This window comes from Streptomyces sp. YIM S03343 (assembly GCF_054729195.1).
Map to the genome: position 1 here is coordinate 2695054 of NZ_JBPUKX010000001.1, position 14442 is coordinate 2709495.

Sequence of the window (14442 nt, forward strand, 5' to 3'; positions counted from 1 at the left end):
CTATCGTTATCGTGGCGCAACCTTCGGCGGGTGGGAGGAACGAGCTCCGTCATACGGGAACCGGATGAGGCGGCGACGACCACCGCAACCATCAATTGAGCAACCCAGACGGCGAGCAACCACGTCCGCGAGAGCGGCGCCGGTTTAGGCGCAAAGGGGTGCCCGGCCACGGTGGTCCTCCGGATGACCTGGCATGGGGGAGCCGAGTCGGGCAGTTCGGGAGGACCGGCCGCGGCCGGGGTCTCGGGGTGGTGCGGGCCGTTCAGACCGCTTCGGCGGCCTCCTGGAGGTCCACGACGAGCTGTTCGCCGAGCTCGACGACCTCGGCGAGGTCGCCGTGGTCGCGGACCGCTGTGTCGACGGTCTTTCGAATACGAGTGTTGACGCGCTCGGAGCGCACCTTTTTTGCGACACGCATGGCCTGCCGGGCGTAGTCGGCGCCCTGCTCGGGTTCGCGGCGCAGCAGATGCACGGTGGCCATGCCGATCAGGTTGAGCGCGTACGACCGCTGGTGCTCGGTGTCCTCGGCGAACAGCTCCACGGCTCTCTGCATGAGGGGTTCGGCGAGCGAGGCGTAGGCGGGGCTGCGGCCGGCGACATAGGCGAGGTCGCGGAAGGAGTGGCTGTTCTCGGCGTACAGCTCGGCCTCGTTGAAGAAGCGGATCCAGTCGGGGTCCGGCTCGTCCCAGTCGGCGGCGTCGGCGAAGGTGTCCTCGGCCATGCGGACGGCGCGCTTGCAGCGGCCGGGCTGGCCCATGTTGGCGTACGCGCGGGCCTCCATCGCATACAGCATGGCCTGGGTGCGGGGGCCGGCGCAGTCACGGCTGCCGTACTGGGCGAGGTGGATGAGCTCCAGGGCGTCGTCGGGGCGGCCGAGGTGGATCATCTGGCGGCTCATGCTGGAGAGGATGTACGAGCCGAGGGGGCGGTCACCGGCTTCCTTGGCGGCGTGCAGGGCGAGGACGAAGTACTTCTGGGCGCTGGGCTGGAGACCGACGTCGTAGCTCATCCAGCCCGCGAGTTCGGCGAGTTCGGCGGCGACCTTGAACAGGGTGCGGCCGGTGGCGGCGGGGTGGGGCTCCTGGAGGAGGTCGGTCACCTCGTGGAGCTGTCCCACGACGGCCTTGCGGCGCAGTCCGCCGCCGCACTGGGCGTCCCACTGGCGGAACATCACCGTGGTGGACTCCAGCAGTTCCAGCTCGGGTTTGGAGAGCCGGCCGCGGGCCCGGCCGGGGGACGGGGTGTCGGCGTCGTCGCGCGGGGCGGCGGGGCCGGGGACGAGCCAGCGCTGCATCGGCTCGATGAGCGACGGGCCCGCGGACAGCACCAGCGAGCTCCCGAGGAAGCCGCGCCGCGCCAGCATCAGGTCGCTGCGCGAGAACTCGCTGAGCAGGGCGACGGTCTGCGGGCCCGTCCACGGCAGGTCGATCCCGGAGACGGAGGGTGACTGGCGTGCGGCGCGCAGTCCGAGGTCCTCGACGGAGACGACGCAGCCGAACCGCTCGGAGAACAACTCGGAGAGAATTCTGGGGATCGGCTCGCGCGGGTTCTCGCCGTCCAGCCAGCGGCGCACCCTTGAAGTGTCGGTGGAAATGTGGTTCGCGCCCAACTGGCGTGCCCTGCGGTTGACCTGGCGAGCCAGTTCACCCTTGGACCAGCCGCTGCGCACGAACCACGAAGCGAGCAGCTCATTGGGGCGCTTGTCAGCGTTTGTCCCGCCTCCGCCACTGTCGCCCACTGGAACTCCCCCATCCCTGAGACCACTTGACGCCGATCGCGCCAAGCCCTATCAGAATGCCGGTAAATACGGCCGCCCGTCCGCCACTTCTCACCCTTCGAACGGGATGCCACCATGCCTCCGGCATACCCACGAGTGCTTGTGTCCCCAGGACTCGTGCACACACCGTAATCCTACGATCACCGTCCCAGCCACGGCGATCCCGGAAACGCCACCATTCGCCACCCCTTCGAATGAACTAACGGTTGCCTCTTAACGCTTCACTTGACACCGGACGGCCGGGAGCGGGCGCAGCGATGCACGCAGGGGCGCATGCGGACGAGCGCACCACCCCTGGCGCTTCCGGGCGCCGCCTGGATCGTGCGAAACGGGGAAACCGGAAACAGAGGGTCACTATCCGGCTCCGTCTCGTAACCACCGGCGCGCCGGACCCGTTGGAGGGGGCATGGACTTCACGATCGGCGGCATCCGCGAAATGCGTTCCGGCGCGCGTCGGCGCGGCCGCACTGACCGTTCGTCCCGTTGGTCGGAGTGCACCACGGTCGCGGAGTACACCGGGCTGTGGGGCTGGGACGTGGTGCCGGGGGCGCGGGCCGCGGCGGGTGTGTGCTCGTGCGGGCGCGCCGGCTGCCGGGCGCCCGGCGCGCATCCGCTGGAGTTCGCGCCCCGGGTCCCGGCCGGGGCCACCCTGGACGAGGTCGCCCGGGCGTGGGCCGAGGTGCCGGGCGCCGCGGTGCTGCTGGCGGTGGGACAGACGTTCGACGTGATCGAGGTCGCCGAGCCTGCCGGGCGGCGGGCGCTGGTGCGGCTGGAGCGGATGGGCCTGCCGCTGGGCCCGGTCGCGGTGACGCCCCAGGGCCGTGTGCAGTTCTTCGTCGCCCCCGGTGCCGCCGCCGAACTGCCGGCGCTGCTCTACCGCATGGGCTGGGACGACCCGGCCGCCCTCGATCTGCGCGGTCTCGGCCCCGGTACGTGGATCACGGCGCCGCCCTCGGACCGGGGCGGCCTCGGCCCGGTGCGGTGGCTGCGCTCCCCCGCGCTGGACACGGCGACTCGCCCGCCGGAGGCTCGGCTGCTGCTGGGGGTGCTGGCGTATCTGGCGCACCGGTCACGGGCGTAGAGGCTGCCCATAGGGGTCCAGGGGTCCAGGGGGCGAGGGGGCCGGCCATACATACGGAAGCGCCCGTCCCCGAACTGCTGTGTCCTGCGGGGGCGGGCGCTGCGGGTGTCGGTAAGTGGTGGTCATTCACCGATGAGGGCGTCAACGAACGCCTCCGGCTCGAACGGCGCGAGGTCGTCGGCGCCTTCGCCTAGGCCGACCAGTTTGACCGGTACGCCCAGCTCGCGCTGGACGGCGACCACGATGCCGCCCTTGGCCGTGCCGTCCAGCTTGGTCAGCACGATGCCGGTGACGTCGACGACCTCAGAGAAGACCCTGGCCTGGACTAGGCCGTTCTGCCCCGTGGTGGCGTCGAGGACCAGCAGCACCTCGTCGAGCGGTGCCTGCTTCTCCACAACCCTCTTGACCTTGCCGAGCTCGTCCATGAGCCCGGTCTTGGTGTGCAGCCGACCGGCGGTGTCGATGAGCACCACGTCGGCGCCCATCTCCTTGCCCTCCTTGACCGCGTCGAACGCCACGGAGGCCGGGTCGCCGCCCTCGGGGCCGCGCACGGTGTAGGCGCCGACCCGCTCGCCCCAGGTCTGGAGCTGGTCCGCGGCAGCGGCACGGAAGGTGTCGGCAGCGCCGAGCACCACGCTGCGGCCGTCGGCCACGAGGACGCGGGCGAGCTTGCCGGTGGTGGTGGTCTTGCCGGTGCCGTTGACGCCGACGACCATCACGATGCCGGGCTTGCTGGCCTCGGGCTCGGTCTTCACCGTGCGGTCGAAACCGGTGCCGACGAGGGTGAGCAACTCCTCGCGGAGGAGGGTGCGCAGCTCGGCGGGGGTGCGGGTGCCGAGCACCTTGACGCGTTCACGCAGCCGCTCGACCAGTTCCTGGGTGGGGGTCACACCGACGTCGGCGGTGAGGAGGGTGTCCTCGATCTCCTCCCACGTGTCCTCGTCGAGGTGCTCGCGGGAGAGGAGGGTGAGCAGGCCCTTGCCCAGCGCGTTCTGCGAGCGGGCGAGGCGGGCACGGAGCCTCACCAGACGGCCGGCGGTGGGCTCCGGGATCTCGATCGGGAGGACCGGGAGCTCTTCCGCGACAGGCGGCTCTTCGACAGTTGCCGGTGCCCCTCCGGAGAGGTCGACCTCCTCTATGGTCCGGCGCGGTTCGTCGTGCGGTGCTTCGGCCTCGTCGCCGATGTGCGGCTCGGCCGGTGGGGCGGTGAGGTCGGGCGTGGTGGGGGGCGGCGGGGGCAGCGACTTCTTCCGTCGGCTGCCGACGACCAGCCCGCCGAGCACGCCGACCACTACCACGGCGATGACTACAGCAAGGATGACGGTTTCCATAACGCGTCCAGTATCCATCCCGACGTTGTCAGAGTCGGGCTGACTCGAACGGTCACCTCCCGGCGGGTTGCCTCCCGGTGGGTGCGCTGACGGAACAGGCCGGTACCGATGGCTACGCCGTGGGCCTCGCAGCCCGGTGCCGATGGCTACCGCCGTAGGCCTCACAGCCCAGTGCCGATGGCCTACCGCCGTAGGCCTCAAGCCCGGTGCCGATGGCCTACCGCCCTGGGAAGGTCACACAGCCCGGCGCGGACGGGGTACCGCAGGGGCAGGTCGCGCAGCCCGGCGCTGTCGGGTTGCCGCCCGCGCCCACCCGTGCCTCCCCCAAGCTCTTCGAGCAGGGGGGACCCCCGCAGCGGCACGACTGCCCGCGGCTGGGCGAGGCGGGCGTGCGTCCCGGCACTTCTGCGCGCCGGACCCGGCAGCGCCCCAAAAGGGGCGCGGGGAACTGCGCGACCAGCCACCAGCCACCCGCACCCGCCCATGGCGAAGGGGATCCACCACCGATCGCGAAGGGGCGCGGGGAACTGCGCGAACGAGCCCCACCCACCCGCAGATGCCCACCGACCGCCGGCCCCCAAGGGGCGCGGGGAACTGCGCGACCAGCCACCAGCCACCCGCACCCGGCATGGACCCGCGCGAACCCATGGCCAACTGACACTCCGTCAGCTATCGTCCCCACCCCACCCCACCCGCCCCCGCGAAGGGGAACCCCATGCCCGTCACCGTCGTACGGTTCAATCTGGTCGACCCCCACGCCACCCACGCAACCCTCCGCGCCCGCTACCACGCCGCCCTGGAGATGGCGAGGTACGCCGACGCGCACGGGATCACCACCGTGCAGACCGAGGAGCACCACGGAGTGGCGAACGGCTGGCTGCCCTCCCCCTTCGTCTTCGCGGGCGCGGTGTTCGGAGCGACGCAGCACGTCGCGGTCACGGTGTCCGCGGTGATCGGCCCGCTGCACGACCCGCTGAGGCTCGCGGAGGACATCGCGGTGCTCGATCTGCTCAGCGGAGGGCGTCTGGTGACCGTCGCAGGGATCGGGTACCGGCCCGAGGAGTACGCCCACTTCGGCGTGGAGTGGAAGCGCCGCGGCCGACTCCAGGACGAGCTGCTGGAAACGGTGCTGAAGGCGTGGACGGGAGAGCCGTTCGAGTACCGGGGACGCACCGTACGGGTCACCCCACGGCCGTTCAGCGACCCGCATCCCCTCCTCCTCGTCGGCGGCTCCTCCAAGGCCGCCGCCCGCCGCGCCGCCCGGCTCGGGCTGCCGTTCTTCCCCAGCGCCCATCTGCCGGAGCTGGAGTCGTACTACAAGGAGCGGCTCGTCGAGTACGGCACGGAGGGCTGGACGATGATGCCGGCGGCCGAGACCCCGCTGCTCCACATCGCGGACGACCCCGACCGGGCGTGGGACCGGTACGGCGAGCATTTCCTGCACGAGGCCCGGACCTACGCCTCCTGGCAGTCGGGCGACATCCGCTCGGCGGTGCGGTCGGGGGCGGCGACCGTCGACGAGCTACGCGCCGAGGGCGTCTACCGCATCCTCACGCCGGAGGCGTGCGTGGCGCTGGGGCTGGACAACCATGTGCTCCACCCCCTCGCGGGCGGGATGCCCGTCGAGGAGGGGTGGCGCAGTCTGCGGCTGTTCGCCGAGCAGGTGATCCCGGCGTTGCAGGACTGACAGAACACGGTCGCGGGACTGACGGACATGCACGGACCGCCGCCCCGGCTCGGGGTGCAGTCGAGCCGGGGCGGCGGTCACGAGGTCGAGGAGAGGGGCGGCGGGGACTGTGCCCGTCTCCTCGGGTCCAAGGGGCGGTCAGCACATCTCCTCCAGGTAAGCCCTGAAGGTAAGAGTGACGTTTCAGAGATTATGCGTTCAAGTGTCGAAGTCAAGCCGAAAGTCGATATCGGTAACAACGGAACAGCGGGGCGGAGCTCGCCGAGCACTGTTCAGCAAGTGAACACAAGACGGGAAGCGCAGGTCACAGCGGGCACCGACGGGGGTCGGCTAGCGCAGCCGCTGCGAGATGACCTTCGACACACCGTCGCCCTGCATGGACACGCCGTACAGCGCGTCGGCGACCTCCATCGTGCGTTTCTGGTGGGTGATCACGATCAGCTGCGAGCTCTCCTGGAGCTCCTGCATGATGCGGATCAGCCGCTGGAGGTTGGTGTCGTCGAGGGCGGCCTCGACCTCGTCCATGACGTAGAACGGGCTCGGCCGCGCCTTGAAGATCGACACCAGCAGCGCGACCGCCGTCAGCGACCGCTCGCCGCCGGACAGCAGCGACAGCCGCTTGACCTTCTTGCCCGGCGGACGCGCCTCGACGTCCACACCGGTGGTGAGCATGTTGTCGGGATCGGTCAGGACGAGGCGTCCCTCGCCTCCGGGGAAGAGCCGGCTGAACACGCCCTCGAACTCCCGGGCCGTGTCCCGGTAGGCCTCGGTGAAGACCTGCTCGACGCGCTCGTCGACCTCCTTCACCACCTGGAGGAGGTCGGCGCGGGTCTTCTTCAGGTCCTCCAGCTGCTCGCTGAGGAACTTGTGGCGTTCCTCCAGCGCCGCGAACTCCTCCAGGGCGAGCGGGTTGACCTTGCCGAGCTGCTGGTAGGCGCGCTCGGCGGCCTTGAGCCGCTTCTCCTGCTCGGCCCGTACGAACCGTTTCGGCTGGTTGCGGGGGTGCTCGGGGTCCTCGGGCAGTTCCTCGCCCTCGGCGGGCGGGGACGGCGGCACCGGCTGGTGGGGGCCGTACTCCTCGACCAGCCCGGCGGGCTCCACGCCCAGTTCCTCCAGCGCCTTGGCCTCCAGTTGCTCGATCCGCATCCGCTTCTCGGCACCGAGCACCTCGCCGCGGTGCACCGAGTCGGTGAGCTTGTCCAGCTCGGCCTTGAGGTCGCGTCCGGCGCCGCGGGCGGCGGCCAGCTCCTGCTCGCGCCGCGCCTTGGCGGCCTCGGCGGCGGCCCGCTCCCGCTCGGCCCGGCCGAGCGACACCTCGACGTGCGCCAGCAGTTGCCGGGCCCCGGAGGCGACCGCCTCCGCCACGGCCGCCTCGTGCCGCAGCCGCGCCCGCCGCTGCTCGGCACGCGCGCGTGCCTCGCGTTCCGCGCGGGCCGCCCGGTCGAGGGAGTCGGCCCGTCCGGCCAGTCCCCTGACCCGTTCCTCGTGGGTACGGGTCTGGAGGCGGGCCTCCATCTCGGTCTGGCGCGCGTTGGCGCCGTCGGCCGCGAGCCGGTCCCGTACGGAGGTGTCCGGCTCCTCCTCGAACGGCAGCTCCTCGGCCACGGCGAGCCGTTCGGCCAGTTCCTCGGCGTCGAGTACGGCGTTGTCGAGCGCCTCCTGGGCACGCGCCGCCGCCGCGGTGGACCGCTCCGCCTCACCGGCGGCGCCGCGCGCCTGGCCCGCGAGCCGTCCGAGCCGCTGGGCCACGGCCGACTTCTCCCGGTCGGCGGCCCGCCGCCGCTCCCCCAGCTCCTCGACCAGCGCGGCGCACTCCCTGCGCCGCTCCCCCGCCGCGTCCTGCGCGGCGGTCAGCTCGTCGCACCGTACGGCGAGCTCGGCCAGCTCCGCGGCGGCCTCGGCCACGGAGGCCTGGACCTCCAGCAGGCTCGGCGCGCCCGCGGAGCCGCCGTGCGCGAAGTGCGCGCCCAGCAGATCGCCCTCGGCGGTGACGGCGGTGAGCCCCGGGTGCGCGTAGACGAGGTCCTCGGCGTCCTCGAGGGTGCCGACGACGACGATCCCGCGCAGCAGACGCCGTACGGCCGGCATCAGCTCGTCGGGACCGCGCACCAGACCGGCGGCGTACGACAGTCCGTCCGGGCCCGGCTGCACGGCGGCCGGCCCTGCGGCGGCCGGGTCCTCGGGGGCGGAGGCGAGCAGCAGGGCGGCGCGGCCCGCGTCCTGTTTGCGCAGCAGCCGGATGGCCTCGGCGGCGGAGGCGGGGGTGGTCACGGCGAGCGCGTCGGCGGCGGCGCCGAAGGCGGCGGCCAGCGCCACCTCGTGGCCCGGGGTGACAGTGAGCAGTTCGGCGGCCGGACCGAGCAGCCCGGAGAGACGATCCTGCGCCATGAGGAGGGCGCCCGTGCCGTCCTTGCGGCGCAGGCCCAGGGCGAGCGCCTCGTGGCGGGCCTGGGTGGCGGCGCGGCGGCGTTCGGCGGCGGTGGCGGCCTCGCGGGCGGCGCTCAGCCCGGTCTCGGCCTCGCGCAGCGCGGCCCGGGCGCTGTCGTGGCGTCCGGCGAGTTCGGCGTCGTCGGCGTCGAGTCCGTCGACCTCGGCCTGGAGCGTCTCGTACTCCTCCTGGGCGGCGACGGCCCGTTCCTGGGCCTCGTCGCGGGCGGCGGCGAGGCGGTCGATCTCGGACTGGGCGGCCGCGGCGCGCGAGCGGGCGGCGTTGACCTGGCCGCTGAGCCGGGCGAGGCCTTCGCGGCGGTCGGCGATGGCGCGGGCGGCGTCCTTGAGACGGCGTTCCTCGACGGCGAGCTCGCGCTCCAGCTCGGCGCGGTGGGTGACGGTGTCCTCCAGGGCGTGCTGGGCCGCCTCCAGGGCCGCCTCCAGCTCGGCCTCCTGCTCGCGGATGCGGGCGGCCTCGCGCTCCATGACCTCGGGGTCCTCGCGCTCGCGGCCGCGGCGTTCGTCGGGGAGCGTCGAGGTGGCGCTCTTCACGCGGGCGTCGGCCAGCGAGATGGTGCCGCGCACCCGTTCGGCGAGCTGGGAAAGCTCGTACCAGGTCTGCTGGGCGCCGTGCAGGCGGGGGGCGAGCCGCCGCACCTCGTCCTCCAGCAGGGCCTCGCGCTGCAGGGCCTTGCGCAGTTCCTGCTCGGCGGCCTCCTTGCGATCCTTGAGCGCGGCCTCGTCGGCGACCTCGGCGGTGAGCGCCTCGCGCAGCCGTACGAGGTCGTCGGCGAGCAGCCGCAGGCGGGCGTCGCGCAGGTCGGCCTGGATCACGGCGGCGCGGCGGGCCACGGCGGCCTGGCGGCCGAGCGGCTTGAGCTGGCGGCGCAGTTCGTCGGTGAGGTCCTGCACGCGCGCCAGGTTGGCCTGCATGGCGTCGAGTTTCCGCAGCGCCTTCTCTTTGCGCTTGCGGTGTTTGAGGACGCCGGCCGCCTCCTCGATGAAGGCGCGTCTGCCGGTGGGGTCGGCGTGCAGCACGGAATCGAGCTGGCCCTGGCCGACGATCACATGCATCTCGCGGCCGATACCGGAATCGGAGAGGAGTTCCTGGATGTCGAGGAGTCTGCAGGTGTTGCCGTTGATCTGATATTCGCTGCCGCCGTTGCGGAACATGATCCGCGTGATGGTGACCTCGGTGTATTCGATGGGGAGGGCACCGTCGGTGTTGTCGATGGTCAGGGACACCTCGGCGCGGCCGAGCGGCGGGCGGCCGGTGGTGCCGGCGAAGATCACGTCTTCCATCTTGCCGCCGCGCAGGGATTTCGCGCCCTGTTCCCCCATCACCCAGCTCAGCGCGTCCACGACATTGGACTTTCCCGAGCCGTTCGGGCCGACGACGCAGGTGATCCCCGGTTCGAACCGGAGCGTGGTCGCCGAGGCGAACGACTTGAAGCCGCGGAGGGTCAGGGCTTTGAGGTGCACGCCGTCGGACTCTACCTTTCGCCCGTATCTCACTCCATGAACCGTCGCAACCCCGCGGTTTCACCTTTGAACGTCCAGGGCACACCAAACGTTAAAGACACTGAAAGGGTGCGGGGGAAAGAAAGAAGGGACGCCGAAGCGTCCCTTGCAACTCTGACAACTGAAGCGGTTGATACGGGCGGCCCAACCGCTGCGTATGCCGTCGTGCGGCGCTGCAGCGATCAGGTGAGCGCAGGCTCCGCCTGGCGTGCGTCGATGCTCTCCAGAAGCGCGTCGTGAGAAGCGGCAGCCTGCAGCGAGTCGTTCTCCGCCTGGATCCGTACAAGCTCGGATTCCAGGTCCTGAACGCGCTGCTGGAGCCGTCGCATCTCGGCGAGGAGTCGCGGGTCGGAGCCGCCGACGTAACCGAGAAGCGCCTTTGCCATGATGGATGGTCCTCCACACTGAGTGACCGACCGAATCGGTGTGGGTCGTGAGGGATTCGCACCCGGAGTGCCTGGCACACTCGAGTGGTTCTCTGCCGTTCCTGCATGCCAAACAGTTAAGGTGCGCGGGGCTTTCAGCGTCTCACCAAAAAGTTTGACGGTCAACACGATCACACCCCGTATCGGCGGGCAGCCCTGCGTCGCGCGGCCGGGAAACGGCGGCGCTGCGATCTGCGGGGCCCTCTTCGGGTGACGATCATTCTTGGGTGCGCAGCCTGCCATGGGACGCCTTTCTTGGCAACCACCAGGGCATTTCCGGTTGGGCAGTTGCCGGTGGCAGGTCCCTCCGGTGATCTCCGGTCCGCCGCACCCGTCGTATGCAATCGGCTCAGCGGATGGCGAAGCCGTCGTACCCGCCGCGAGGTGTGTCCCAGATCTCTGTGACACCGTCCACGAACCCGGGCGTGTCGCCATCACGGAGCCAATCGAGGAGGTCCTCGCACCGTGCGCGGGGGCCCTCGGCCACGACCTGTACGCGCCCGTCGGCCAAATTGAGAGCAAAGCCACTCAGTCCGCCGAGTTCGAGCGCCTTGGCGCGTGTAAACCAGCGGAAACCCACACCTTGGACGCTTCCGCGTACCCAGGCGACCAGCCTTGCATGCTCGCTCATGCCTGCAACTTAGCGGGCGGGAGTCTCCTCGGACACATCCGTCCCGTCCGTCATGCGGTACCGTCCCCACCCAATGAATCTCATATGAAACTCACTCGATCGTGTGATGCGGCTTACTCCGCAGGGCCGATCGGATGATGTGGGGTTGACCGCAAGGACGAGGAAGGCCAGGACATGGGACGCCACCGACGCTCCGACGCCGGCCGCGCCGCCACGGGCCGCGCCACGGGGGCCACTGAGACGCACGGCTCGTACACGGACAGCCACGACCCGCACGACTTCGCATACGACTTCTCGTACGAGGGCGACCCGCCGCCCCTGGGGACGGCCCCCTATCTGCAGGCGCAGAGCGGACCGTACCCACAGACGCAGAGCGGACCGTATATACCGGCGCAGAGGGGACCGCACGACCGTAGCCAGGAATACCTCTACGCGACCGACGACGAGTACGCCCGGAACACCGGCACGATGTTCCTCCCCGAGGCGGGGTTTGCATCCGGCGACGGTCCCGGGAACAGCGCGCACCGGCGCCGCAAGAAGAAGGCCGGCACCCCGGTCCGCACCGGGCTGCTCGGTGTGTCCGCCGCCGTTGCCATCGGCACGGCCGCGGTGGCCACCGGCGCGGTGCCCGGACTCCAGAACCTCCGCATAGGCGGCGGCACCAGCAGCTCCGGCGACAATGTGCAGGCGGCCGACCAGCCCACCAACTCGGCCACCGAGCAGGGCGGCACCTCGGGCAGCGCCGACACCGGCGCCGGCAGCAGCGTGACGGCAGGCAGCGGGACCGCGGGCCGTACCACCTCGCCCTCGGCGTCCCCGTCCGCCTCGGCGTCGACCTCTGCCTCGGCCTCGCCGAGCAAGACGGCCACCGAGAAGCCGTCGGCCACGCCGAGCAAGAAGCCGAAGAAGACCAAGGCGCCCGCCGCGAAGAAGACCTCTCCGGCGAAGAAGACCACCGCCCCGGTGACGGTCTCCGCGGAGGCCGCCGCCGAGGCGGAAGTGCTCAGGCTGGTCAACGAGCAGCGGGCCAAGGTCGGGTGCAGCGCGGTCGCCGCGAACAGCTCACTGACGACGCTCGCCGAGAAGTTCAGTGTCGCGATGGACGAGCAGAACTTCTTCGACCACACCGATCCGAGCGGGGCCACTCCGTGGGACCGGGCGTCGAAGCTGGGGATCAGCAACCTTGGGGGCGAGAACATAGCCCGGGGGCAGGCCGACGCTGCCGCGGTCATGGATGCGTGGATGAACAGTGCGGGGCATCGGGCCAATATTCTGAACTGCGATTTCAAGACCCTGGGGGTCGGTGTGCACTATGGGTCCGGTGGGCCCTGGTGGACGCAGGACTTCGGCTATTAGCCGGTTGTGTTTCGGCTGCGGGTGCGTGGGGGCTGGTCGCTCCCCCAAGCTCTCAACTTCGTTCGAGCAGGGAGGTACCCCCATCGCGGCGGAGCCGCATATCGGCACTGCCCCGCGCCCCTGAGTTTGTCCACCCTCCGGCGTTCATAGGCACCGTCAGCTGCCTGCCGACACCAGCCCGCGTGTGAAGGTGCGGGCAGTCTGTGTCACCCTGCGGCCCAGGTGTTCCGCTGTCTGGATGTCTGCCTTGTGTACGGCGTCCGGGCCCTCGTCGACGTTGGTCTGGGCTGCCGCGCCGGCGAAGACGCCGAGGCGGTTGAGGTCGTGCTCGGAGCCCTCGCTGTTGTTCCAGCCGGGGTGCAGGCCGAGGTTGATCCAGTGCATGCCGTGCTGTGCGGCGAGGATCTGGAAGAACTGCAGGGTGTGCAGCTTGTCGCCGCTCTTGGAACCGGAGTTGGTGAATCCGGCCGCCAGCTTGTCCTTCCAGTCCTGTCCGAACCAGCGCTTCGAGGACGCCTCGGCGAAGACATGGAAGGCACCGGATGCGGTGCCCATGTAGGTGGGCGAGCCGAACACGATGGCGTCGGACGCGTCGAGCAGGGCCCACTGCTCGTCGGTGATCTCGTCCACCTTGATCAGGTGCACCTGGGCTCCGGCCTCCTCGGCACCGGCGCGGACGGCCTCGGCGAGGACGGCGGTGTGGCCGTAGCCGGAGTGGTAGGCGATGGAGACAACGGGTCCGGCCGGAACGGCGGCGGGGCTGGTCATGCTGAAACTCCTCTGATGGGAGCTGATGGGCAGCTCACGAACGATGAGAAAAGGTAAGCACTAACTTCTGGTTAGTGCAACCTGTCGGTTCGCGCTGTGCTCGAGTACGCTTGGGCTATGAACCGCACCGTGGAGGAGCAGGAGCGGCAGGAGCTCCCGTACAACGTGTTCGCGAAGTCGTGTCCCTCGCGCGGCACGCTGGAACATGTCACCGGCCGTTGGGGCGCGCTCACGCTCGGCGCCCTGTCGGAGGGGCCGGTCCGTTTCAACGAGCTGCGCCGCCGAGTGGACGGCGTGAGCGAGAAGATGCTCTCCCAGACTCTGCACGCCCTGGAGCGCGACGGTCTGGTGCACCGCGAGGCCCAGCCCACCAACCCGCCCCGGGTGGACTACGAACTGACGCCGCTCGGCCATGAGGTGGCCGGGCGGCTGCTGAGCCTCATCCACTTCGTGGAGGGCCGGATGGGCGACGTGCTGGCGGCGCGCAGGAGCTACGACGACACGCGCGGCGCCCTCTGACACCTCGGGCAGAAGTAGCTGGACCGGTTCATCCACGGACGGCGGCGCATCGGCGTGCCGCAGCGCCGGCAGGGCAGACCCTCACGGCCGTAGGCGTCGAGCGAGCGGTCGAAGTAGCCGGACTCGCCGTTGACGTTGACGTACAGGCTGTCGAAGCTGGTGCCGCCGACGGCCAGCGCCGCGTTCATCACGTCCCGCACATGGCCGAGCAGGCGGGTGGTGAGGGGGCGGGTGAAGTTCGCGGTCGGACGCTCGTAGTGCAGCCGGGCGCGCCACAGGGCCTCGTCCGCGTAGATGTTGCCGACGCCGCTGATCAGCGACTGGTCCAGCAGGGCGCGTTTGACGGTGGACCGGCGGCGGCGCAGCGCCTGGTGGAACGCCTCGTCGTCGAACAGCGGGTCGAGGGGGTCCCGCGCGATGTGCGCGATGGCGTCGGGCAGTCCGTCGGGGGTGGTGTCGTGCAGCGACAGCCCGCCGAAGGTGCGCTGGTCGACGAAGCGGAGTTCCGTGCCGAGTGTGTCGGCGAACCGGATCCGGACGCGCAGGTGCTTCTCGTCGGGCGTGGTGAGCGGCTGGACCAGCAGTTGGCCGCTCATGCCGAGGTGGGCGAGGACGGCCTGGCCGGTGTCGGTGAGGGGCAGCCACAGATATTTGCCGCGGCGGCTGGGCACCCCCATGCGATGGTCCTTGAGCCGGTGCGCGAAGTCGTCGGCACCGGCGAGGTGACGGCGTACGGCGCGCGGGTGCAGCACCTCTACGTCGGCGACCGTGCGGTCGGCGACCCAGCGCTCCAGCCCGCGCCGGACGACCTCGACCTCGGGCAACTCGGGCATCGGGACCCCCGTGACCAGTTGTGCTGACTGTCGGTGGTGCACCGAGCGCCCGCCCCGGACGGGGTCGGGCGCTCGGGTGGTGC

At 70.8% G+C, this 14442-nt stretch carries 11 protein-coding genes; 4 read left to right on the forward strand and 7 right to left on the reverse strand.

The genetic code is table 11. The annotated features are described in order from the left end of the window. Window positions 1–262: 262 nt before the first annotated feature. Window positions 263–1738, reverse strand: a complete 1476-nt coding sequence (nsdA, locus tag ACSYGN_RS11375) for a transcriptional repressor NsdA (protein ID WP_460394491.1) — start codon at window positions 1736–1738, stop codon at window positions 263–265. A gap of 445 nt (window positions 1739–2183) precedes the next feature. On the opposite strand from nsdA, the gene ACSYGN_RS11380 reads away from it, so the two are divergent. Beyond that, on the forward strand, window positions 2184–2858 hold the full coding sequence (locus tag ACSYGN_RS11380; protein WP_460394493.1) for a bifunctional DNA primase/polymerase: 675 nt from the start codon (window positions 2184–2186) through the stop codon (window positions 2856–2858). 122 nt (window positions 2859–2980) lie between these two features. On the opposite strand, the gene ftsY is transcribed toward ACSYGN_RS11380, so the two are convergent. Then, window positions 2981–4189: a signal recognition particle-docking protein FtsY gene (gene ftsY, locus ACSYGN_RS11385; RefSeq protein WP_460394495.1), complete on the reverse strand. Its 1209-nt coding sequence runs from the start codon at window positions 4187–4189 to the stop codon at window positions 2981–2983. 715 nt (window positions 4190–4904) lie between these two features. Here ftsY and ACSYGN_RS11390 point away from each other — a divergent pair. Beyond that, window positions 4905–5876, forward strand: coding sequence for an LLM class flavin-dependent oxidoreductase (locus ACSYGN_RS11390; protein WP_460394497.1), 972 nt, complete (start codon window positions 4905–4907; stop codon window positions 5874–5876). Between the two features lie 330 nt (window positions 5877–6206). On the opposite strand, the gene smc is transcribed toward ACSYGN_RS11390, so the two are convergent. The 3 genes from smc to ACSYGN_RS11405 form a co-directional block, all read right to left on the reverse strand. Beyond that, window positions 6207–9788: a chromosome segregation protein SMC gene (gene smc, locus ACSYGN_RS11395; RefSeq protein WP_460394499.1), complete on the reverse strand. Its 3582-nt coding sequence runs from the start codon at window positions 9786–9788 to the stop codon at window positions 6207–6209. Window positions 9789–10009: 221 nt separating this feature from the next. Next, window positions 10010–10213 (reverse strand): hypothetical protein, encoded by a 204-nt coding sequence (locus tag ACSYGN_RS11400; RefSeq protein WP_460394501.1) that lies wholly within the window; start codon window positions 10211–10213, stop codon window positions 10010–10012. Window positions 10214–10601: 388 nt separating this feature from the next. Continuing rightward, window positions 10602–10883 (reverse strand): acylphosphatase, encoded by a 282-nt coding sequence (locus ACSYGN_RS11405; protein ID WP_460394503.1) that lies wholly within the window; start codon window positions 10881–10883, stop codon window positions 10602–10604. Window positions 10884–11057: 174 nt separating this feature from the next. Here ACSYGN_RS11405 and ACSYGN_RS11410 point away from each other — a divergent pair, with 174 nt between their 5' ends. Further along, window positions 11058–12239, forward strand: a complete 1182-nt coding sequence (locus ACSYGN_RS11410) for a CAP domain-containing protein (RefSeq protein WP_460394505.1) — start codon at window positions 11058–11060, stop codon at window positions 12237–12239. Window positions 12240–12395: 156 nt separating this feature from the next. On the opposite strand, the gene ACSYGN_RS11415 is transcribed toward ACSYGN_RS11410, so the two are convergent. Beyond that, entirely contained in the window at window positions 12396–13007 is a 612-nt protein-coding gene (locus ACSYGN_RS11415; protein WP_460394507.1) for a flavodoxin family protein, read from the reverse strand. 117 nt (window positions 13008–13124) lie between these two features. Between ACSYGN_RS11415 and ACSYGN_RS11420 the strand changes: the two genes are divergently transcribed. Beyond that, on the forward strand, window positions 13125–13526 hold the full coding sequence (locus ACSYGN_RS11420) for a winged helix-turn-helix transcriptional regulator (RefSeq protein WP_460394509.1): 402 nt from the start codon (window positions 13125–13127) through the stop codon (window positions 13524–13526). Here ACSYGN_RS11420 and mutM read toward each other — a convergent pair. Beyond that, window positions 13499–14359, reverse strand: coding sequence for a bifunctional DNA-formamidopyrimidine glycosylase/DNA-(apurinic or apyrimidinic site) lyase (gene mutM / locus ACSYGN_RS11425; protein ID WP_460394511.1), 861 nt, complete (start codon window positions 14357–14359; stop codon window positions 13499–13501). The two genes, ACSYGN_RS11420 and mutM, sit on opposite strands and share 28 nt — an antisense overlap. Window positions 14360–14442 lie beyond the last annotated feature (83 nt).